Here is a 21,241-nt window from a genome sequence, read left to right as displayed (position 1 = left end):
CTCAGCCGATCCCGAGCTGCGATTCGAGGGACTGGTACGCGCTCAGGTCGGACTTGGTGACCAGGCCGACGCCGGAGCTCAGGGTCGAGCCGTCCTTCTCCAGGTAGGGCTTGACGATCGCCATCGTCTTGTCCTTGCCCAGCACCTTCTCCGCGGCCAGGATGTACGCCCCGGTGTAGCCCTGCTGGTACGGCATCTGCACCACGGTGCCCGAGATGACGCCGGACTGGATGAACTTCAGCGTCTGGGCGTCGGAGTCGTCCGACACGATGTGCACCGAAGAGGTCTTGCCGGCCGAGGTCACCGCCTGCGCCAGCGCGGGGCCGTCGTAGGAGTAGACGCCGTACAGGCCGTTGACGTCGGGGTTGTTGGCGAGGATGGTCTCCGCGTCGGAGGTGGCGGTGCTGGCCTGGAGGTTGTCGTTGACCTTCTGCGCGACCGTGATCTGGCTGCCCTTGAGCGCGTCCTCGAAGCCCTGGATGCGCTGGGTGGCGTTCGACGCGGTGAGCGAGCCGACCAGGATCGCCACCTTGCCCTTGCCGCCCAGCACCTGCTTCATCGCGGTGCCCGCCTGGAATCCGGCGGTGTAGTTCGGGGTGCCCAGGTAGAGCGAGGCGGCGTCGGTGCCCGGCAGGGGCGAGTCGATCGCGAGGACGTCGATGCCCTTCTGGACGTCGGTGTGGATGGTCCCCGCGGCCGAGGTCGGGTCGATCGCCGAGATCGAGTAGCCGGTGACGCCCTGCGAGCGCAGGGTCTCCAGCTCCGAGTTCTGCTCCGTCAACTTGCCGTTGGGCGGGGCGAAGTAGGTGCACTTGCTCTTCGCGATGCCGAGGTCGGAGCAGCCCTTGAGGAAGCCGACCTGACCGGCCTTCCAGTAGTCGGCGGCCACGTTCACGACCATGGCGATGTCGACCTTCGACAGGTCCTTGCCGGCGAGCGCGGACTTCAGCGCCGCGTCGAGCTTGGCCAGGTTCGTCTGGTTGAAGGTGACCGAACCGGCCAGGGTCACCGGAGCCGCGCTGGAGCCCGCGCTCGACCCGGCCGAGCTGGAGGCGTCGGAGCCGCCCGCGCTCTTGGAGCAGCCGGCAGCGGCGAGCGAGATGAGAACGGCGGTGGCGGCGGCCACGGTGCGGGACCGTCTGGTACGGATCATGATCAGCACCCTTCTAGGCGTGTCGTGGTGGGACGAGCCCACGGCCGGGGGCGGATGTGGGCAGATCGGGGATGACGGGGATCGCGGACCCGTGCGCAGGCCGCGGCCGATGGGCAGGCCGGTGCCTGGCAGGGGGCGAAGGTGGTGGGGTGATGGTTCCGCCGGGGGGCGGTGGGCGGCGCAGCGGGCGGCCGTCGCCGAGCAGGAGCCGCCCGTGGTGCGCCGCGCGGCCACGACGTACGGGTGCCCGACGGCGAGTCGGGGCCGGGGAGCCATCGGGGGGCACCGTGGCCGGGGTGGAGCTGTCACGACCGGCGGGTGCCGCGGAGGACCGCACCGGACCGGCGCATCACTTCGCCGGTTGCGGGTCCCAAGTGGTATGGGGAAAAAAATCGTTCGGCAGACGGCACTCACGTGTGACGGCCCTGGTGATCAGGGGTGTGGTCCCGCAGCCGGATCGTCTGCGCTCACGCTAAGTGCAAGGGCGGCCCATGGCGGAAGTCCCTTTCTCTGGGCAGGCCGGTGGTGCGACCGCGGCGTCGGTCAGTACCGGGGGCGGGTCGCCGAGGTTCGCACCACCAGACTGGGCGGGATGATGATGTGGGGCGTCTCGTCGGCCGCCGGGATCCCGGCGTCGGGATCGCCGACGAGTTCGATCAGTGCGCGCAGGGCACGTCGGCCGAGTTCGTCGAAATCCTGGCGGACGCTGGTCAGTGACGGTCCGAAGTACTCGGTCTCCGGCATGTCGTCGAAACCGACGACGCTGATGTCCTCGGGCACCCGGTGCCCGGCCTGTTGCAGCGCCCGCAGCAGGCCGAGCGCCATGTGGTCGTTGGCGCAGAACACCGCGGTGACGTCGGGGTCGGCGGCGATCCGTTGACCGAGCTCGTATCCGGTGCGGGCCGTCCAGTCGGCGCCGACCAGCGGTTCGGCCACCGGAGCACCCCGCTTCGCCAGGGCGCTGCGCCAGCCGGCCTCGCGTTCCTGCGCGTCGAGCCAGGAACGCGGCCCGACCAGGTGGTGCACCGTGCGATGGCCGAGGTCGAGCAGGTAGTTGGTGGCGAGTTCCGCACCCGCCTCGTTGTCCACGGCGACCGAGGCCAGCGCGGTGTGGGTACCGCAGCCGACCGCGACCAGGGGCACGTCCGGCGGTACGTTCGCCAGTGCGCCGACCGCGGAGGTCTGCGGGGCGATGACGATGATTCCCTCGACACCCTGGTACCGAAGCCGGTCGACGGCGTCCAGGACCGACCGCCGGTCGAGCGTGCCGACCGCGGCCACGGTGACGAAGTACTCGTGCTGCCGGGCCGCCTGCTCGATGCCGTAGAGCATGCAAGCCGGGCCGTACAGCGTGGTGTTGAAGCTGATCACACCCAGGGTGCGGGTGCGCCGGGTCGCCAGGGTGCGGGCGGCGGCGTTGGGGCGGTAGCCGAGTTCGCGGACTGCGGCGAGCACGCGGTCCCGCGTGGCGGGCCGCACGTTCGGGTGGTCGTGGAGGACCCGCGAGACGGTCTGGTGCGAAACGCCTGCGATCCGGGCCACGTCCGCCATCACCGGTGCACGTTCCGCGTCCATGCTCCACCTCCTCACAGGCCGTCAGGTTACCGATCGGGTGCTTCTCCGGTGGGAGCCGGCTCAGGTGCTTCTCGAAGGGCGAGAGTACGAGCCGACGCGCCGTGGAGAATTGTTAACGCACACAATCCGACGGGGTCAAGGCTCACCCACGCTCGCCCGCGGCATCCTCCGAGGGCCTCAGTGCACCCCCAGGACCCTTCTGGCCTGCGACTTCTTCCTGGGATCCGCACCGCTGCACCGCGGCCGCGCACCAGGGTCAACAAAGTTCCCAGCTTTGTTTCCCCACTCTTGACTGTTCAGCAGTGTTGACCGGCTATTCACGCCAGCGTAAAAAGACGGAGTCGCGAGACCTGTCGATCACCCCCCCGACCACGCGAGAACGGCCCACGCGCAACACCCCCGGCCCACACCGGTCGGATGCTCTGACCTGCTGCATCACGCCCCGAAACGGGGCCGGAACAGAGCAGCACGCGGGTCGGCCGTACCCCGTCCCCTTGGAACTCGGATGAGTGGCGGCATCCGAGCACCTGGTTTGTTAGCGCCCACAACAACCGTGGGTGGCGAGGTCGCGTTCAGCGCCGGTTCCGAGTCCCGGCGGCAGTTCCCGGATGCGCGCAACACCGCGCACCGGACGTCCCCCTGCTCCCCGCGCACGCAGCGCCGGGCCAGAGAAGAACGCAAGACGGAAGAGGTTCACAGTGATAGGTAGACACCTGAGAGGGCTCCTGCTGTCGGTGGGCGGGGTCCTCACCCTTCTCGCCGGCATCCTCGCCGGGGTCGTGGGCACGGCGGACACGGCGCTGGCCGCATCCTCCCTGCCGTGCGACATCTACGCCTCCGCCGGTACCCCCTGCGCCGCCGCGCACAGCACCACCCGGGCGCTCTACGCCTCGTACAACGGCCCGCTCTACCAGGTCAAGCGCGCCTCGGACGGCGCGAGCACCGACATCGGCGTCCTGAGCACCGGCGGCTACGCCAACGCCGCGGCGCAGGACTCGTTCTGCTCCGGCACGACCTGCGTCATCACCAAGATCTACGACCAGAGCCCGAACCACAACGACCTGACCATCGAGGGGCCGGGCGGCAACGGCGGCCAGGACGTCGGCGCCATCGCCGACGCCCTGCCGGTCACGGTCGGCGGGCACGCGGCGTACGGCGTCTTCGTGTCCGCGGGCGTCGGCTACCGCGACAACAGCACCACGGGCATCGCCACCGGCAGCTCCCCCGAGGGCACCTACATGGTGACCAGCGGCCACCACGTCAACAACCGCTGCTGCTTCGACTACGGCAACGCCGAGACGTCCACCACGGACACCGGCAACGGCCACATGGACGCGATCAACTTCGGTACCGAATGCTGGTTCTCCCCCTGCTCGGGCTCGGGCCCGTGGGTCCAGGCCGACCTGGAGAACGGCCTGTTCGCCGGCGCGAACGGCTCGGACACCAACAACAAGGGCAACTCCAGCGAGTACGTCACCGCCATGGAGAAGAACAACGGCACGACGACCTACGCGATCAAGGGCGGCAACGCCCAGTCGGGCTCGCTGACCACCTGGTACAACGGGGCCCTGCCCAACATCGGCGGGTACACCCCGATGCACAAGGAGGGCGCCATCGTCCTCGGCACCGGCGGTGACGACAGCAACGGGTCCGACGGCTCCTTCTTCGAGGGCGTCATGACCTCCGGCTACCCGACCGACGCAGCCGACAACGCCGTCCAGGCCAACATCACCTCCGTCGCCTACACCACCCCGGCCGCCGCCTTCCCCGTCCCCGGGACCGCCTACCGCCTGACCAACACCAACTCCGGCAAGGTCCTGGACGCGGTGAACTGCGGCACGGCCAACGGGACGTCGATCGACATCTGGGCCTCGCTCGGCAACACGTGCCAGCAGTGGAAGTTCTCCAGCGCGGGCAACGGCCACTACACCATCACCAACGTCAACAGCGGCACGGTGCTGGACGACAAGAACTGCGGGCAGAGCAACGGCACGGCCGTCCAGCTGTGGGCCTCGCTCGGCAACACCTGCCAGCAGTGGGACGTCACCAAGGTCGGCACCCACTACACCCTCACCAACGTCAACACCGGCATGACGCTGGACGTCGCGAACTGCGGAACGGCCAACGGCACCGTGGTCCGCCAGTGGCAGCAGCTCGACAACACCTGCCAGCAGTGGAACATCGCTCCCTGACCGGACCGACCGAGTCATCACCGACGGCGGGCGGCGGCACAAGTGCCGCCCGCCGTCCGCCGGCGGTGGAGGCCGCGCCACCCGGGTTCACACCTCCTCCCCCGCCGATGACCCCGCAGTCGCCCTGACCGACTCCTCTCTCACCAAGGAATGTCGCACATGTCTTCAGAAGCCGGGCTGCCCCGCAGGACCGTCCTCACAGCCGCCCTCGGCGCCGCGTCCCTCGCCGGGACCTTCGCCGCCTCCGCCCCCGCCCGGGCCGCCGAGCGCTCCGGCGCCGCCGCGGACGCCCCTGCCGCGGACCTCCCCGCCGCGGCCGCGCACTGGACCTTCGACGAGGGCTCCGGTACCTCGGCCGCCGACTCTTCGGGCAACGGTCGCACCGCGGTCCTCCAGGACGCGGCCGCCTGGGACACCGGCAAGGTCGGCGCCCACTGCCTGAACCTCAAGGCGGGCGGCAACGCCACGGCGTCCGGGCCGGCCCTCGACACCTCCAAGGCGTTCTCGGTGGCCGCATGGGTCAACCTCGCCCAGACGGGCGGCTACCAGACCGCCGTCAGCATCGACGGCAAGGTCGTCAGCGCCTTCTACCTCGGGCTGCGCGACGACACCGGCACCTTCGCCTTCGCCCGGCTGAACGGGGACGCCACCGGAAGTGCCGCCGTGGCGGCCGCCGCCTCCGCCCCCGCCACCGGCGTCTGGACCCATCTGGTCGGCGTCAGCGACCCCTCAGCCGGTGTCACCCGCCTCTACGTCAACGGCGTGCTGGAAGGGGAAACCGCCTACACGGCGGGCTGGGCCGGCAGCGGCGCCACCGCCATCGGCCGCGCCCTCTACGGCGGCGGGCACGTGGACCAGTGGCACGGCCTGATCGACGACGTGTGGATGTTCCCGTCCGCCCTCACCGCCGACCAGGTCGCGGCGCTGGCCGGGGTGCCGGTGGAGACCACGACACCGCTGCTGAGCGTGGACGTCGCCAACCCCGCGCACGCCGTGTCCCCCATCCTTCCCGGTCTGATGTTCGAGGACATCAACCACTCGGGCGAAGGAGGCATCTACGCCGAACTCGTGCAGAACCGCTCGATGATGGCCAGTGACACCGCGCCGGTTCACTGGTCCGCCGTCGGCGGGACGACTCTCGCGCTCGACACCGCCACTCCCCTCAACGACGCGCTCAAGCGTTCCCTCAAGGTCGTGCTGCCGACGGGCACCGGGGCCGGAAACCGGGCCGGGGTCGCCAATGACGGCTTCTGGGGAATACCGGTGCGGCCCGGAACCACCTACACGGCCCGGCTGTTCGCCAAGGCATCGCGCCGGATCGGGCCCCTCACGGTGAGCGTCGAGTCGGCGGACGGCGCGACGGTGTACGCCTCCGCACATGTGCCCCACGTCGGCACCACGTTCCCCGACCGCCCCTTCGAGCTCACCCTGCGCACCGGTGCGGGTGCCCCCGTGACCGGTGACGCGAGACTGACCGTCACCACCGCCGATCCCGCCGCCGCGGGCGAGACCCTCTGGCTCCAGCACGTCTCCCTCTTCCCACCCACCTACAACAACCGTCCCAACGGACTGCGCATCGACCTGATGGAGAAACTGGTCGCTCTCAAGCCGAAGTTCCTGCGCTTCCCCGGCGGGAACTTCGTCGAGGGCAACACGATCGCCACCAGGTTCAACTGGAAGAACACCATCGGTCCGGTCTGGGAGCGCCCCGGCCACATGGACGACGCCTGGGGCTACTGGTCCACGGACGGGCTCGGCCTGCTGGAATACCTGGAATGGGTCGAGGACATGAACGCCCAGCCGGTGCTCGCCGTCTTCGCCGGGTACGCGCTGAACGGCGAACACGTGACCGGCGACGCGCTCAAGCCCTACGTCCAGGACGCGCTGGACGAGATCGAGTACATCACCGGCTCCGTGACCAGCACGTGGGGCGCCAAGCGGGCCGCCGACGGACACCCGAAGCCGTTCCCACTGGAATTCGTGGAGATCGGCAACGAGGACTTCTTCGACCGCTCCGGGTCGTACGAGGAGCGCTACGCGGCCTTCCACGACGCGATCAAGGCGAAGTACCCGCAGTTGAAGCTGATCGCCACGACGCCGGTGACGAGTCGCGAGCCGGACCTGATCGACGAGCACTACTACCTCGCGCCGTCCGCCGCCCAGGCCGCCACCCACAAGTACGACAGCCGGGACCGCAACTCGACGAAGGTCTTCGTCGGGGAATGGGCCGCGCAGGAGGGGCGTCCCACACCCGACCTCAACGCCGCGCTGGGCGACGCCGCATGGCTGGCCGGCCTGATCCGCAACTCCGACCAGGTCCTCATGGAGTGCTACGCGCCGCTCTTCTCCCACGTCAAGAACAACGTCTGGGCGACCAACCTGATCGCCTACGACAACCTCACCAGCTATGTCTCGCCCAGCTACTGGGCGCAGCACATGCTGACGAGCAGGCTGGGCAGCACCGTGCTGCCGGCCTCCGCCCGCGCACTGCCCGCCGTCGCCACCGTCGCCACCCGCTCCGGCAACCGCCTCTATCTCGCGATCGTCAACTGCGGGACGGAGAAGGTGAGTGTGCCGGTCGAACTGAAGGGGCTGGCCAAGGGCGTCAAGAGGAACGCCACCGCCACCGTCCTGACCGGACCCTCACGTACCACCACCAACACGCTGACCGAACCCACCACCCTGGTGCCCAGGACCAGCACCGTCACCGGCGCCGCGGCCTCCTTCACCAGCACTCTGCCCCCGCTCTCCGTCACCGTCCTGGAGCTCACCCTGACCTGATACGCCACTCCGGCAACGCCAGGCCATCGCCCGGGAGCACGGCAGCGCTTCAGCCCGCCTGCTCCCGGGCTCCGTCCGGTCGTGCGGCCAGTCCGACCCGTGTCGGACCACGGAACGATCACTTGTTCCAGAAGGGAAATCGCGTTGACACCTGCTGTCGAGATCTCCCAGGAGTCCCCGCTGTGGAGTGATGAAGCCTTCGGGTTGCGCGCCGTGGCGGACCCTTCGGGGTCGGTCGGACTCACCGCCGACGGCAAGGCGGGGGACTCCCTCGTCCCCCTCGTCGAGGTGATCCTCACGGGGCACGGACGAGCCTGGTCGGGGGAACGCTTCATCGAGACGACCGTCGGCGGCCGCCTGGTCCTCCGCGACCACGAGAAGGCCGAAGACGGAGAGTGGCGGCGCACCACGATCCGGCTGACCGACCCCGAAACCGGACTCGCCGCCGACGTCACCCTCAGCACCGTTCCGGGTGCGGGCTTCCTGCGCTCGCAGGTCCGTCTGCTCAACGAGGGCGACGCCCCCTTGCACCTGGAGAGTGTCTCCACCCTCACGCTCGGCGGGATCACCGACCGGGCGAAGGGCCTCGACGGCCTGACCCTGCACTGGGCGGACAACGACTGGCTCGCCGAATGCCGCTGGCGGCAGGCCCCGTTCCGCGACCAGGTCGTCTCGCTGAACAGGGCCGCCCACGGCCACGAGGGCCGCGGCTGCTTCGAGCGCCACTCCCAGGGCTCCTGGTCGACGGGCCGGCACCTGCCGGTCGCCGCGCTCACCGACGGCGGCGGGGGCGCCTGGCTCTGGCAGATCGAGTCCAGTGCCGGCTGGCGCTACGAGACCGGGGAGCGCGAGGGCGCCGCCTACCTCGCCCTGTTCGGACCGGACGACCCGCATCACCAGTGGCGACAGACGCTGGCCCCGCGTGAGCAGTTCAGCACGGTGCCCGCCGTCCTGGTCCACACCGGGACCGGCGGCCTGGATGCGGCATTCGGTGAACTAACCGCCTATCGCCGCCGCATCCGTCGCGCCCACCCGGACCACACGGCACTCCCCGTGATCTACAACGACTACATGAACACCCTGATGGGTGACCCCACCACCGAGAAGCTCCTGCCGCTCATCGAGGCGGCCGGTGCCGCCGGCGCGGAGGTCTTCGTCATCGATGCCGGCTGGTACGACGACGACGCCCAGGGCTGGTGGGACGCGGTGGGCGCCTGGGAACCGGCCGGGCGCCGCTTTCCGGGCGGCATCGAGGAGGTTCTCGACGCCGTCAGGCGGCACGGCATGACACCCGGACTGTGGCTGGAACCCGAGGTGGTCGGCGTACGCAGCCCACTGGCCCGGACCCTGCCGGACGAGGCGTTCTTCAGGCGCAACGGGGTCCGGGTGACCGAGCACGGCCGCCACCACCTCGACCTGCGCCACCCCGCCGCCCGCGCCCACCTCGACCGCGTCGTCGACCGGATCGTGGGCGAATGGGGCGTGGGCTATCTCAAGCTCGACTACAACATCAACGTCGGCCCCGGCACCGAGAACGGCACCGAGAGCGCCGGCGCGGGCCTGCTCGGGCACCACCGCGCACATCTCGACTGGCTCACCTCCCTCCTGGACCGGCACCCCGGCCTCGTCCTGGAGAACTGCGGCTCGGGAGGGCTGCGCATGGACTACGCCCAGTTGGCGGTGGCCCAGGTGCAGTCCACCAGTGACCAGCAGGATCCCCTGCGCTACCCGCCCATCGCGGCGGCGGCCGCCACCGCGGTGACCCCCGAACAGGCAGCCGTCTGGGCCTACCCCCAGCCGCACTTCGGCCTCGACGAGATCGCCTTCACCATGACCACCGCCCTTCTGGGCCGCGTCCACCTCTCCGGCTTCCTGCACCGCATGGACGAGGAACAGGCCGCCCTCGTGGGTGCGGGCATCAAGCTGTACAAGCGCATCAGGCCGGAGATCAGCGGCGCCCGCCCCTTTTGGCCGCTCGGCCTTCCCGGGTGGGAGGACCCCTGGTTGGCCTACGGACTGCACGGGGAGTCCGCGACGTACCTCGCGGTCTGGCGTCGCGAGCCGATCGGGGACGGTCGGAGCGGCGTCCCCGACGGAGCGGCTCCGCAGGACGCCGACAGCGACGTCCGCGGGGTCCGCATCCCGCACCTGCGTGGCAGCCGCCTGCGCCCCGAGGTGCTGTACCCGGCCGACTCCGGCGCCACCGCGAGCTGGGACGCGGCCGACGGAACCCTCACGGTGTCCCTGCCCCGCCTCAACACCGCGGTCCTGCTGCGTCTCGATCCGGCCTCGTCGTCCCCCAGCGGATGAACTCCACGGCCGGGGCCCTGAGAGGCGGCAGCCGCGGGGCGGTCCCCGTACGCTGCCGCCTCCGGTCCCTGCCGGGGACGGCCGGTCAGTCGGCCTCGAGCACGATCTTGCCTCGGGTTCGCCCGCTCATGCTGAGACGGAACGCCTCGGCGGCCTCGGCCAGCGGCAGGGCGTGCTCGATGTGGACGCCGAGCTTGCCGGCGTCGGCGAGTCGGCCGAGCTCCGCGAGATCCGCGCTGTCGGGCCGGACCCACACGTGGTGCCCGCCGTGCTCGGTGACCGCGGGGTCGACGATCGACGCGAGGCGGGAGGCGTCCTTCAGCAGTTCCCGTGAGACGGCGACCGCGTCACCGCCGACGTAGTCCACCGCCGCGTCGATGCCCTCCGGTGCCAGCTTCCGCACCCGATCGGCCAGGCCGTCCCCATAGGTGACGGGTTCCGCGCCCAGGGACCGCAGGAAGTCGTGGTTGTGTTCGCCGGCCGTGCCGATCACCCGTGCTCCCTTGGCCACCGCGATCTGCACGGCGAAGGACCCGACGCCGCCGGCCGCCGCGTGGACCAGGACCGTGTCACCCTCGGCGACCCCCACCCGGGCCAGTGACTGCCAGGCGGTGAGCCCCGCCAGCGGGACGCCCGCCGCCTGCTGCCAGCTCAGCGACGCGGGCTTGCGGGCGAGGGTGCGCACGGGCGCGGCCACCAGCTCGGCATAGGTGCCGTGCTGCACTTCGTCCTTGCGGACGTAGCCGAAGACCTCGTCGCCGACGGAGAATTCGGAGGCGTCCAGGCCGACCGCCTCGACGACGCCCGCCACATCCCATCCGGGGACGAAGGGAAAGTGGACGTACATGATCGGGTCGAGGTAACCGGCGACGATCTTCCAGTCCACCGGGTTGACCCCGGCGGCCTTCACCCGCACGAGCACCGAGTCGGGCCCGACCTTGGGGTCGTCGGTCTCGGTCAGTTCCAGGGTCTCCGGGCCGCCGTAACGGTTGACGATGATTGCGCGCATAACAGACACCATAGGCGTCGGGGTGTGACCATTTCGCGACTTCCGGCGCCAGGTGGTGTGCAGGACACACGGCCGCCCCGCGGCTGACGACGGGTGGGATCACGGTGGGACGCGGGCCGCCCGCCGTACCGCCCAGGGCGGCAGGCGGTGATGCCGGGGCCGCGGGGGCCCCACGACTCGCTCGTGGTGCGGCCGCGCGGACGCGGTACGGGGAGTGCGTTCGCGCGGCCGCCGGGGCCGGCCGGTCAGCCCGTCGCGCGGACCGCGTCCCGGATCAGGTCGGCGACCTCCTTGGGCCGCGACACGGCGACCGCGTGCGACGCGCCTTCCAGCTCGACGACGATGTCTCCGTGTCTCCCCGGCGTCAGGTGGTGTGCAGGGCCGCGTGCAGCGTGCGCGCCGCCAGGGTGATGGCGGCCTCGGCGGCGTGGGTCCCGCGCAGGGCGTTGAGCATCACGAAGTCGTGGATGATCCCCTGGAAGCGCACGGCGGTGACCGGAACTCCGGCCTGGCGCAGCTTGTTGGCGTACGCCTCGCCCTCGTCCCGCAGCACGTCGGCCTCGGCGGTGATGACGAGGGCCGGGGGCAGGCCCTCGAGCTGCTCGGTGGTGGCCCGCAGCGGGGACGCGGTGATCCGGGCGCGCTCGCTCTCGTCGGTCGTGTACTGGTCCCAGAACCACTGCATGCCGTCCCGGCGCAGGAAGTATCCGGTGGCGAACTGGTGGTAGGAGCCGGTGTCGAAGCTCGCGTCCGTCACCGGGTAGAACAGCACCTGCTGGACCAGCGGGAGGCCGCCGCGCTCCTTGGCCATGAGGGTCAGGGCGGCGGTCATGTTGCCGCCCACGGAGTCGCCGGCGACGGCCAGCTTCGACCCGTCCAGGCCCTTGGACGCGCCCTCCTCCACGACCCACCGGGCGACCGCGAAGTTCTGCTCGACGGCGACCGGGTAGCGGGCCTCGGGCGACAGGTCGTATTCGGGGAAGACGACCGCGGCGTCGGCGCCGACGGCGAGTTCACGCACCAGGCGGTCGTGGGTGTGGGCGTTGCCGAAGACCCAGCCCGCGCCGTGGATGTAGACGATCACCGGGAGCGTTCCGGTCGCGCCGGCGGGCTTGACGATGCGCGTCCGGACACTGCCCGTCGGACCGCCGGACACGGTGATCCACTCCTCGTCGATCGCCGGCTTGTCGATGTCGCCGGACTGCACCTCGTCGACGGCCTTGCGCCCTTCCGCCGGGGGCAGGTCGAAGAGGTAGGGCGGATTGGCGGTCGCCTCGGCGAACGCGGCTGCGGCCGGCTCCAGTACCGGCTGGACCGGCGCGACGGCATCGGACATGGAAGACTCCTCGGATTGCGTGCAGGGCGCCGGTCCTGCCGGCGAACGACCCGGTTCGTGTGCTGACCACTCCGGTGCCGCTGACCGTCACCGTAGAACCGCCGCGTGGGCGGCGGTTGACGCTGCGCGCACGACTGCTGTGCCCACAGCGCACGGCCGTCGTCCGGAGCGGCCGGCGGCCGGCCGGTCACCGCCCCTGGGGGCGCGGGATGTTGCGCAGGTTGGCCCGGGCGAGGTGGACCATGCGTCCCACGCCGCCGGTCAGGACCGTCCGGCTCGCCGACAGCGCGAAGCCGCTGATCTGCTCGGCGGTGATCTTCGGCGGGACGGCCAGTGCGGCCGGGTCGGTGACGACGTCGACCAGCGCCGGTCCGTCGTGGGCGAAGGCCTCGCGCAGCGCGTCGCGCACCTCGGCGGGCTTCTCCACCCGGATGCCGCGCGCGCCGGCCGCCGTGGCGATCGCCGCGTAGTCGGTGTGCGGGTAGGTCGTGGCGTGCGGCGGCAGTCCGTCGACCATCATCTCCAGGTCGACCATGCCGAGGGAGGAGTTGTTGAAGACCACCACCTTCACGGGCAGCCCGTACTGGACGAGGGTGAGGAAGTCGCCCATGAGCATGGAGAAGCCGCCGTCGCCGGAGAGGGAGACGACCTGTCGGCCCCGGTCGAGGAACTGCGCGCCGATGGCCTGGGGCAGTGCGTTGGCCATCGAGCCGTGCACGAAGGAGCCGAGGATGCGGCGGCGCCCGTTCGGCGTGAGGTAACGCGCCGCCCACACACAGCACATGCCGGTGTCCACGGTGAACACCGCGTCGTCCGCGGCCTCTTCGTCGAGCACCGCGGCGACGTACTCGGGGTGGATGGGGGTGTGCTTGTCGACATTGCGGGTGTAGGCGTTCACGGCGCCTTCGAGCGCGTGGGCGTGCCGTTCCAGCATGTGGTCGAGGAAGCGGCGCGACTGCTTCTCCGCGACCGCCGGGGTCAGGCAGCGCAGGGTCTCGCGGACGTCTCCCCAGACGGCGAGGTCGAGTTGGGTGCGCCGGCCCAGCCGCTCGGGCTGCACATCGACCTGGACGGTCCGCACGTGGCGGGGCAGGAAGTCGGTGTACGGGAAGTCGGTGCCGAGGAGCAGCAGCAGGTCGCACTCGTGCATGGCGTCGTACGCGGCTCCGTAGCCGAGCAGGCCGGACATGCCGACGTCGTACGGATTGTCGTACTGGATGTGCTCCTTGCCGCGCAGGGCGTGGCCCACGGGTGCCTTGACCTTCTCGGCGAAGGCCATCACCTCGGCATGGGCGCCGGCGACGCCCCGCCCGCAGAACACCATGACACGTTCGGCGGCGTCCACCAGCTCCGTGAGCCGGGTCACCTCCTGCTCGCTCGGGCGGATGGCGGGCAGGTCCAGGGGCATCGCGAGCTCGGGCGCCGCGTCCGGGGTGTTCTCGGCTGCGGTGTCGCCGGACAGGGCCACCACGGAGACGCCGCGCCGGCCGACCGCGTGCTGGATCGCCGTCTGCACCACGCGCGGCATCTGGCGGGGCGAGGAGATGAGCTCCGAGTAGTGGCTGCACTCGGCGAACAGCCGGTCGGGGTGCGTCTCCTGGAAGTATCCGGTGCCGATCTCACCGCTGGGGATGTGGGCGGCCAGGGCGAGGACCGGCGCCATGGAACGGTGGGCGTCGTAGAGGCCGTTGACGAGGTGGAGGTTGCCGGGTCCGCAGGAGCCCGCGCAGGCGGCCAGCCGGCCGGTGAGCTGGGCCTCGGCCCCGGCGGCGAACGCGGCGACCTCCTCGTGCCGGACCTGGACCCATTCGACGGCGCCGTGCCGTCTGACGGCGTCGACCACGGGGTTCAGGCTGTCCCCGACCACCCCGTAGATACGGCGTACACCGGCCCGGGCCATCAGGTCGACGTACTGTTCGGCGATGGTCTGCTTGGGCATGGCACTCCTCGGTTGCGTGCTCGGGGGCGGGCGCCGCCGACGCGGGCACGGCGGTGCCCGCGTCGCGCCCGGACGACCGTAGTGAGCGCGGGTGAGCGGCACTTGTCCGTCAGTGCACGAGACCGGTTCCGGCAGCGCACTCCTCGACGACGGACCGGTGCCGGTTCTGGTCCGCCGTCGGTGAAGGGGCCCTGCCGAAGGGGGAGCGGACGGCCGCCGCGGCCGCCGTGCGCGGCCGGGAGTGCGGGGCCGTGGCGCGCTCGGCGGCACCGGCGGCGGCCGGGCCGGGGGTGGGCCGTCAGCCCAGTTGCGTGTCCAGCCAGCTCAGGACGTCGGGCGTCACGGGGTCGGTGATGTCGGCGAACTCCTCGTGCCTCTTGAGGAACTTGGCCACGTAGGGGCAGACGGGCACGATCCGCTTCCCGGCGGCACGCACGTCGGTGAGCGCCTGCTGGACGAGCTGGGAGGCCAGGCCCTGGCCGGCGAAGGCGTCGTCGACCTCGGTGTGGTAGAAGACCCGCTGTTCACCGCGGTCGCGGTAGGCGGTCAGCCCGGCGCGCGTACCGTCGAGCAGGATCTCGTAGCGGTTCTCGGCGTCTCTCCGCTCGACGACGGGAGCGGCGGAAGACTGGCTCATGGGGGTGCCCTTCAGGATGAGGTTCGGTGACGCGACGGATTTCTGCGCGGTGTGATGACGGCGTTCGGCAGGGCGGGCGCGGGAAGTCGGTCTCCCGCATACCCTTCCACGGCGCCGAAACGGTCCGAGGAGTTCTGCCATTCCTCGCGGGCCTTCGCGATGTCCTCGTGGCTGCGGCCGATGAAATTCCACCACATGACGATCTCCTCCTCGAAGGGAGTTCCGCCGAGCAGCACCGTCCGTGCGGTGCCGTCCGACTCGTTCGCCAGGGTCAGGGTGCCGGTGCCCGGGTGCGCATAGCCCAACTCGGCGCGGTGCAGCAGGACGTCGGCGAGGCGTACGTCTCCCTGGTCGACGAGGAGGCCGTGTTCGAAGCCGGGGTCCACCGCGAGTGTGACGGTCGCGCGGGGCGCGAGGACGATCTCGGCGCCGAGCAGGGGGCTGAAGGTCCGCACCGGCGAGGTGACTCCGGCGAGGGATCCCAGGAAGACCCTGATCTCGGCCCCGTCGATCCGTACGGGCTCGGGGACGTGGTGCTGGAAGTCCCGCGCGGTGGCACGGTGTTCGTCCGGCAGCGCCACCCAGAGCTGGACGCCGTGCAGGATCGTGGTCCGCGGGGTGGAGACCTCCGAGTGGCTGATGCCGTACCCGCCCGTCATGAGGTTCAGCTCGCCCGGCCGTACGAAGGCGTGGCTGCCCAGGCTGTCGCGGTGCTCGATCTCGCCGCTGAACAGCCAGCTCACCGTCTGCAGCCCGGTGTGGGGGTGCGGGGCCACGTCCATGCCGCCCGTCTCGGAGACGTCGTCGGGCCCGTAGTGGTCCGCGAAGCACCAGGCTCCGATCAGGGTCCGGGCACGCTGCGGCAGTGTGCGCCGCACGCTCATCGCCCGCGGGCCGCCCAGGGGCACGTCGCGCGGGGTCAGTACCTCGACCCGCGGCGTGGTGGCCGGCCGCCGGCCGTCCACCGGTGCGCCGCAGCGCAACTCCGTCGGTTCGGTTTCGACATTGCTCACCGTGGACCGCCTCCCAGCCCGCAATTTGTTCTATATTCAACTAGCACGCCCGATCATAGGGCGGCGGCGCGGCGCACACCAACAGCGAGGGAGTCCCCGGCGGCTCCGGAAGGAGTCCCAGGGTGAGCACCCACACCACCGGGTCCGCGAACCAGCGGATCTTCATCGACAAGCAGAGCCCGGCTGCCTACCAGGCGCTGGTACGGACCTCGGAAGCCGTGCGGGCGGTCGCCGCCGAGGCGGGGCTCGACCGGACGCTCGTGGAACTGGTCAATCTGCGCGTGTCGCAGATCAATGCCTGCGCGTACTGCCTCAACGTACACACCAACGCCGCCCTGCGCGCGGATGAGACCCCGCAGCGACTCGGTGTGCTGGCGGCCTGGCGGGACACGGACCTGTTCACGCCCGACGAGCGCGCGGCGCTCGCGCTCGCCGAGGCGACCACGCACCCCGCCGACGCCGCCGCGCAGGAAGCCGCGTACGCGACCGCCCGGGAGGTGCTCACGGACGACCAGATCTCGGCCGTGATCTGGGTGGCGGTGACCATCAACGCCTTCAACCGGGTCTCGGTGATGAGCGGGCACCCGGTACGGCACCGGTAGACGGTCCCTGGGGCGGTCGCCTCCGAACGGGACCGCCCCCGGCCCCGTCGGCCACCGTGCGCCCGGTGCGCGGACGGGCACCACCCCGTGCGCTCCCGGTCAACCCGTCCTCCCGCTCAACCCGTCCCCCGGTCAACCCGTCCCCTTCCCGCCGCCGGCGTCGGCCGGGTGTTCACGGCTGCGCACTGCGGGAGGCACGTCATGACCGGACCGCGACGCCCCTGGAGCCGGCGGCCCGGCGGGCGCCCGTCCTCACGCGGAGGTGCGCTGGAAGCGCAGGGTGGCGTCGACGGTGGTCAGGCCGCGCATCATGCCCATCTGGTTCCAGGTGAGGCCGAACTCGGTGCGGTCCACGGTGAACCGGGTGGTCAGGGTGACCGCGTCGGGTCCGGCCTGGGTGAGGGTGGCGGTGACGGTCTGGGGCCGGGTGATGCCGCGTACGGTCAGCCGGCCGCGCACGGTGACGGTGCCGTCGCCGCCGCGGGCCGCCTCGAGTACCTCGAACACGATGGCGGGGAACTGGTCCGTGGCGAAGAAGTCGTCGGTGCGCAGGTGCGCGTCGCGCTTGGCGTGCTTGGTGTCCAGGGAGGCGGCGTCCAGGCTGACCGTGCCGGTGGCGGTGCCGTCCGCGCGCACCTCTCCCTGGCCGGTGACCGAGGTGAAGGTGCCCTTGACGGTGACCAGGCCCCACATCGTCTTCTGCTTCAGGGCGACGGTGGAGGCGGCGGAGTCCAGCACGAAGAGGCCGGTTTCGACTGCTGCGGTGGTCATGGGGGTCTCCTGAGGGCGGCGGGGGTGGCCGAAGGGACGGCCACCAGTCATCCAAATTTGGACAGCATCGTAGCAGGTGATTCGAATTTGGACCATCGTTCAGCGGCGAGGTCGTTCAGATTTGGAGCACTGTTATCCTGGGCGCATGGCCGATCACTCCTCTCCCGCCGCCTCGTCCGCCGACGCGCCGGCGGACGGGAGCGGACTGCTGCCGGACGACCTGCGCAGGTATATGCGGGTCGTGGCCGCCACCGGAGCGATCGAGCAGCAGTTGCGCGCGCACGTCAAGAAGGCCCTCGGGGTCTCGCACGACGAGTTCCTGGTGCTGTGCCTGCTCGCGGACCAGCCGGGCACCACGTTGCGCATGACGCGGATCGCCGAACTCCTCGGCCGCCCGAAGACCCGGCTGACCTACCAGGTCGGCTGTCTGCACCACATGGGGCTCGTCAGCCGTGAGTCGGTCTGCGGCGATCGGCGCGGCATCGCGCTCACCCTCACGGACAAGGGCCGGCGGCTGCTCGCGGAGAACGGCCCCGCCGTCGCCCAGGCCCTGGCCGGCATCATCGGCCCGGACCACTGCGCGGCTCTGAGCGGCCTGTTCGCCCAGGGGCCGCACACCCCCGACGAAGACGGACACCCGCGGACGTCCCCTTCGTAGGTCTCGTTCGCGGGCGTCCGCTGCGGCGCGCCGGTCGCGTCGTTCAGTCGCCGACGAACACCCGCACGTCCCAGGGCCCCAGCTCCAGTGTGGTACCCGCCGCGACGGAGCCGTGGTCCAGCACGTCGGTCAGACCGGTCGGGGCGGCGACGGAGACGGGCTCCCAGCTCCAGTTGTGCACCACGTGGACCCGGCGGCCGCCGGGAGAGGCCCCGGTGGTCGCGGTGACGGACGACGGCAGGTCCCGCCAGAGGACCACCCGGGGCCGAGCCGAGGCGGATGCCTGCCGGACCGAGCCGCACGCCCGAGGTCGGACCGATCCGGGCGCCCCGGCCGGCACCTCGGCGGCTCCTCACCATCCCCCCTTCGGCGTCACCGCCACGCCCCGCCGGGGTGAACCCCCATACGGGTGACTTGTCACTCACCCCACCGGGGTACGGCACGGGGAACACTGCCCTGTTCAGCGCTACTGTCGTTTCGTCGCGATCGAATACGAGTGGCAACTTGAGTACGCCCGACACAAACTGAAGCGCGTGGTCCCGTGATCAGATAAGAGCGCGCGACACCGGGCCTTCCGGATTGCTCGGTCCGGGCAATACCGAGCACGGAAGGCACCGGACCGGTCATCCGTGGCCGGTAGTTGTCGGATTTCCTCAAGGAGCGTGAATGGTAGACAAGTCTGCCGAGGCACTGGTCCTCGGTCAGGACGAACCCTCGATCGCCCGGCATGGCGGCGCCGGACCGGCGACGGACATCCAGAGGAAATTCGCCGAAGTTCTGGCCGAGGTCATCGACGTCGAAAGCGTATCGTCCGACAGTCATTTCTTCGAGGATCTCGGTGCGAACTCCTTGGTGATGGCCCAGTTCTGCGCACGGGTCAGGAAGCGCCCGGACCTTCCGTCCGTGTCGATGAAGGACATCTACCGGCACCCCACGGTCCGCTCTCTGGCGGCGGCCCTGGCGGACGCCGCACCGGCTCCCGCGGACTCCCCCACGCCGACGGCACCACCGGCACGGATGCCGGCACCGGCTCCGGGGAGCACCCCGCGTTACGTCCTGTGCGGCGCACTCCAGTTGCTGTGCTTTCTCGGCTATTCCATCGTCACCGGTCTCGTCACCGCCAAGGGTTACGACTGGATCAGCGACGGACCGGATCTGGCGGACACCTACCTGCGGTCGTTCCTGTTCGGGGGGATGTGCTTCATCGCCCTGTGCGCGTTCCCGATCGCGGCCAAATGGATCCTCATCGGCCGCTGGAAGCCGTGCGAGTTCCCGGTCTGGGGCCTTGCCTATCTGCGCTTCTGGCTCGTCAAGGCGCTGCTCCACGCCAACCCGATGCTCTTCTTCGTCGGCAATCCGCTGTACGTCCTGTACCTGCGGGCCCTCGGCGCGCGGATCGGCAAGGGAGTGACGATCCTCTCCCGCTCCGTGCCGGTCTGCACCGACCTGCTCACCATCGGCGCCGGAACGGTGATCCGCAAGGACTCGTTCTTCCTCTGCTACCGGGCGCACGCCGGGCGCATCCAGACCGGCCGGGTCACGCTCGGCCGGGACGTGTTCGTGGGCGAGAAGACCGTGCTCGACATCGACACGTCGATGGGAGACGGGGCTCAGCTCGGTCACGCGTCCGCCCTCCACCGCGGCCAGACGATCCGGGACGGTGAGCGCTGGCACGGATCCCCGGCGCAGCCCACGGACCTCGACTACGTCAGGGTCGCGCCGGCCCGGTGCGGCACGCTGCGCCGCTTCTGCTTCGGCTTCTTCTCCCTGGTCCAGCTCTTCTTCCTGTACGTACCGCTGGCCGTCGGCGGTGTGTACATGGTGTTCACCCAGGTTCCGGCGCTCGGCGACCGGCTGGACCCGGACACCGTCGACATCACGTCGCCGGCGTTCTTCGTCCAGTCGCTGGTCGTGTCCGCCGTGCTGTTCTTCGGCCTCCTCGTCGTGGGCCTCGCCGTGCTGTACACCGCGCCGCGGGTGCTGCGTCTGGTCGTCAAACCCGACACGGTGTATCCGCTCTACAGCTTCCAGTACGCGGCGCACCGGGTGGTGGCGGCCCTGACGAACATCAAGTTCTTCACCTGGCTGTTCGGTGACAGCTCCTACATCGTGCACTATTTGCGCGGTCTCGGATACGACCTGTCCCGGGTGGAGCAGACCGGCTCGAACTTCGGTACGGAGGTGCTGCACGAAACCCCGTATCTGGTCACCGTCGGCAGCGGAACGATGGTGGCCGACGGTCTCTCCGTGGTGAACGCGGACTTTTCGAACACGTCTTTCCGGGTGTCCCGGGCATCCATCGGAGCGCGTAATTTCCTCGGCAACAACATCGTCTTTCCGGTCGGGGCCAGGACGGGCGACAACTGCCTGCTCGCGACGAAGGTGATGGTTCCCCTCGACGGCGAGGTTCGTGAAGGCGTCGGGCTGCTCGGGTCGCCGTGCTTCGAGATTCCCCGGACGGTGGAGCGCGACACCCGGTTCGACCATTTCAGGGCCGGTGACGAACTGCGCCGCCGACTCGGCGCGAAGAACCGTTACAACCTCCGCTCGATGGCTCTCTTCCTGTTGCTGCGGTGGCTGCACACCTTCGTCCTCACCGCATTCGCTCTCGCCACCGTCGATCTGTACGGCGTACTCGGGTATGCGGTGATCTCCGGCTATCTGGCGCTCACCCTCGGGTTCACCACCGCCTATTTCATCCTGGTGGAGCGCTGCGTCGCCCGGTTCCGTCCGCTGAGCCCCCGGTTGTGCTCGATCTACGACCCGTACTTCTGGTGGCACGAGCGCCTGTGGAAGGTGCCGGACAAATACCTGAACGTGTTCAACGGGACGCCCTTCAAGAGCCTGGTCTGGCGGCTTCAGGGAGTCCGCATCGGCAGAAGGGTCTTCGACGACGGCTGCTATGTGACGGAGCGGACGCTCACCGCCATCGGTGACGACTGCACGCTCAATGTCGGGTCCAAGATCCAGTGCCACTCCCAGGAGGACGGCACCTTCAAGTCCGACCGGACCACGCTCGGTGCCGGTTGCACCCTCGGGGTCGGCGCCCATGTGCACTACGGCGTGACGATGGGCGACGGCGCCGTCCTGGCACCCGACTCCTTCCTCATGAAGGGCGAGGAAGTCCCCCCGAACGCCCTGTGGGGCGGAAACCCCGCCGCCGAGCTGCCCCCTGCGCCGGTCGGCGGTTCGACGGCTCAGGCAGGCACGTCCTCGGCGAACGGCGCCGCGCGGACGGCGGGTTGAGCAACTTCAGGAAGGCCGA

The 21,241-nt window shown here is 70.5% G+C and carries 15 protein-coding genes and 1 pseudogene; 6 read left to right on the top strand and 10 right to left on the bottom strand.

All coding sequences use genetic code 11. The annotated features are described in order from the left end of the window. Position 1 precedes the first annotated feature (1 nt). Both ACZ4SW_RS13115 and ACZ4SW_RS13110 read right to left on the bottom strand, forming a co-directional pair. Positions 2-1,153: a substrate-binding domain-containing protein gene (locus ACZ4SW_RS13115; protein ID WP_468241793.1), complete on the bottom strand. Its 1,152-nt coding sequence runs from the start codon at positions 1,151-1,153 to the stop codon at positions 2-4. Between the two features lie 543 nt (positions 1,154-1,696). Then, positions 1,697-2,728, bottom strand: a complete 1,032-nt coding sequence (locus ACZ4SW_RS13110) for a LacI family DNA-binding transcriptional regulator (RefSeq protein WP_468241789.1) — start codon at positions 2,726-2,728, stop codon at positions 1,697-1,699. 698 nt (positions 2,729-3,426) lie between these two features. On the opposite strand from ACZ4SW_RS13110, the gene ACZ4SW_RS13105 reads away from it, so the two are divergent. The 3 genes from ACZ4SW_RS13105 (at position 3,427) to ACZ4SW_RS13095 (ending at position 10,011) form a co-directional block, all read left to right on the top strand. Further along, positions 3,427-4,920: an arabinofuranosidase catalytic domain-containing protein gene (locus ACZ4SW_RS13105; protein ID WP_468241787.1), complete on the top strand. Its 1,494-nt coding sequence runs from the start codon at positions 3,427-3,429 to the stop codon at positions 4,918-4,920. Between the two features lie 159 nt (positions 4,921-5,079). Then, complete coding sequence (locus tag ACZ4SW_RS13100; protein WP_468241784.1) at positions 5,080-7,701, top strand: LamG-like jellyroll fold domain-containing protein; 2,622 nt, start codon at positions 5,080-5,082, stop codon at positions 7,699-7,701. A gap of 144 nt (positions 7,702-7,845) precedes the next feature. After that, a complete protein-coding gene (locus tag ACZ4SW_RS13095; protein WP_468241782.1) occupies positions 7,846-10,011 on the top strand; it encodes a glycoside hydrolase family 36 protein in 2,166 nt (721 codons plus the stop codon). Between the two features lie 85 nt (positions 10,012-10,096). Here ACZ4SW_RS13095 and ACZ4SW_RS13090 read toward each other — a convergent pair whose 3' ends face one another. From ACZ4SW_RS13090 to ACZ4SW_RS13065, 6 genes and pseudogenes are all read right to left on the bottom strand, one after another. Continuing rightward, positions 10,097-11,020 carry an NADP-dependent oxidoreductase gene (locus tag ACZ4SW_RS13090; RefSeq protein ID WP_468241780.1) on the bottom strand — a complete coding sequence of 308 codons (924 nt, stop codon included), beginning with the start codon at positions 11,018-11,020 and terminating at the stop codon, positions 10,097-10,099. A gap of 245 nt (positions 11,021-11,265) precedes the next feature. Next, positions 11,266-11,376, bottom strand: a pseudogene (locus tag ACZ4SW_RS13085) (alpha/beta hydrolase); the annotation flags it as partial. Between the two features lie 8 nt (positions 11,377-11,384). After that, a complete protein-coding gene (locus ACZ4SW_RS13080; protein WP_468241777.1) occupies positions 11,385-12,356 on the bottom strand; it encodes an alpha/beta hydrolase in 972 nt (323 codons plus the stop codon). A gap of 187 nt (positions 12,357-12,543) precedes the next feature. Continuing rightward, complete coding sequence (locus ACZ4SW_RS13075; RefSeq protein ID WP_468241775.1) at positions 12,544-14,295, bottom strand: pyruvate dehydrogenase; 1,752 nt, start codon at positions 14,293-14,295, stop codon at positions 12,544-12,546. Between the two features lie 298 nt (positions 14,296-14,593). Further along, entirely contained in the window at positions 14,594-14,932 is a 339-nt protein-coding gene (locus ACZ4SW_RS13070; RefSeq protein ID WP_468241773.1) for a GNAT family N-acetyltransferase, read from the bottom strand. Positions 14,933-14,943: 11 nt separating this feature from the next. Beyond that, positions 14,944-15,945: a pirin family protein gene (locus ACZ4SW_RS13065; protein WP_468241771.1), complete on the bottom strand. Its 1,002-nt coding sequence runs from the start codon at positions 15,943-15,945 to the stop codon at positions 14,944-14,946. 122 nt (positions 15,946-16,067) lie between these two features. Between ACZ4SW_RS13065 and ACZ4SW_RS13060 the strand changes: the two genes are divergently transcribed. Beyond that, positions 16,068-16,547, top strand: a complete 480-nt coding sequence (locus tag ACZ4SW_RS13060; RefSeq protein WP_468241769.1) for a carboxymuconolactone decarboxylase family protein — start codon at positions 16,068-16,070, stop codon at positions 16,545-16,547. A 252-nt stretch (positions 16,548-16,799) separates the two neighbouring features. Here ACZ4SW_RS13060 and ACZ4SW_RS13055 read toward each other — a convergent pair whose 3' ends face one another. After that, entirely contained in the window at positions 16,800-17,318 is a 519-nt protein-coding gene (locus ACZ4SW_RS13055) for a YceI family protein (protein WP_468241767.1), read from the bottom strand. Between the two features lie 145 nt (positions 17,319-17,463). Between ACZ4SW_RS13055 and ACZ4SW_RS13050 the strand changes: the two genes are divergently transcribed. Then, positions 17,464-17,976, top strand: a complete 513-nt coding sequence (locus ACZ4SW_RS13050; RefSeq protein WP_468241764.1) for a MarR family winged helix-turn-helix transcriptional regulator — start codon at positions 17,464-17,466, stop codon at positions 17,974-17,976. Positions 17,977-18,019: 43 nt separating this feature from the next. Here ACZ4SW_RS13050 and ACZ4SW_RS13045 read toward each other — a convergent pair whose 3' ends face one another. Then, a complete protein-coding gene (locus tag ACZ4SW_RS13045; RefSeq protein WP_468241762.1) occupies positions 18,020-18,235 on the bottom strand; it encodes a Beta-galactosidase C-terminal domain in 216 nt (71 codons plus the stop codon). A gap of 407 nt (positions 18,236-18,642) precedes the next feature. Here ACZ4SW_RS13045 and ACZ4SW_RS13040 point away from each other — a divergent pair, with 407 nt between their 5' ends. Beyond that, positions 18,643-21,222 (top strand): Pls/PosA family non-ribosomal peptide synthetase, encoded by a 2,580-nt coding sequence (locus ACZ4SW_RS13040; protein ID WP_468241760.1) that lies wholly within the window; start codon positions 18,643-18,645, stop codon positions 21,220-21,222. Positions 21,223-21,241 lie beyond the last annotated feature (19 nt).

The sequence above is a fragment of the Streptomyces sp. NPDC028331 genome (assembly GCF_055565775.1).
Note: the sequence above shows the minus strand (reverse complement) of the source record. Positions and strands in the feature narration are given on the sequence as shown.

What these genes read in the sequence shown, in the direction of transcription:
- ACZ4SW_RS13110 (WP_468241789.1), bottom strand. Translation starts at nt 2,728, where the DNA reads ATGGACGCGGAACGTGCACCGGTGATGGCGGACGTGGCCCGGATCGCA.
- ACZ4SW_RS13115 (WP_468241793.1), bottom strand. Translation starts at nt 1,153, where the DNA reads ATGATCCGTACCAGACGGTCCCGCACCGTGGCCGCCGCCACCGCCGTT.
- ACZ4SW_RS13080 (WP_468241777.1), bottom strand. Translation starts at nt 12,356, where the DNA reads ATGTCCGATGCCGTCGCGCCGGTCCAGCCGGTACTGGAGCCGGCCGCA.
- ACZ4SW_RS13070 (WP_468241773.1), bottom strand. Translation starts at nt 14,932, where the DNA reads ATGAGCCAGTCTTCCGCCGCTCCCGTCGTCGAGCGGAGAGACGCCGAG.
- ACZ4SW_RS13055 (WP_468241767.1), bottom strand. Translation starts at nt 17,318, where the DNA reads ATGACCACCGCAGCAGTCGAAACCGGCCTCTTCGTGCTGGACTCCGCC.
- ACZ4SW_RS13075 (WP_468241775.1), bottom strand. Translation starts at nt 14,295, where the DNA reads ATGCCCAAGCAGACCATCGCCGAACAGTACGTCGACCTGATGGCCCGG.
- ACZ4SW_RS13050 (WP_468241764.1), top strand. Translation starts at nt 17,464, where the DNA reads ATGGCCGATCACTCCTCTCCCGCCGCCTCGTCCGCCGACGCGCCGGCG.
- ACZ4SW_RS13040 (WP_468241760.1), top strand. Translation starts at nt 18,643, where the DNA reads ATGGTAGACAAGTCTGCCGAGGCACTGGTCCTCGGTCAGGACGAACCC.
- ACZ4SW_RS13090 (WP_468241780.1), bottom strand. Translation starts at nt 11,020, where the DNA reads ATGCGCGCAATCATCGTCAACCGTTACGGCGGCCCGGAGACCCTGGAA.
- ACZ4SW_RS13100 (WP_468241784.1), top strand. Translation starts at nt 5,080, where the DNA reads ATGTCTTCAGAAGCCGGGCTGCCCCGCAGGACCGTCCTCACAGCCGCC.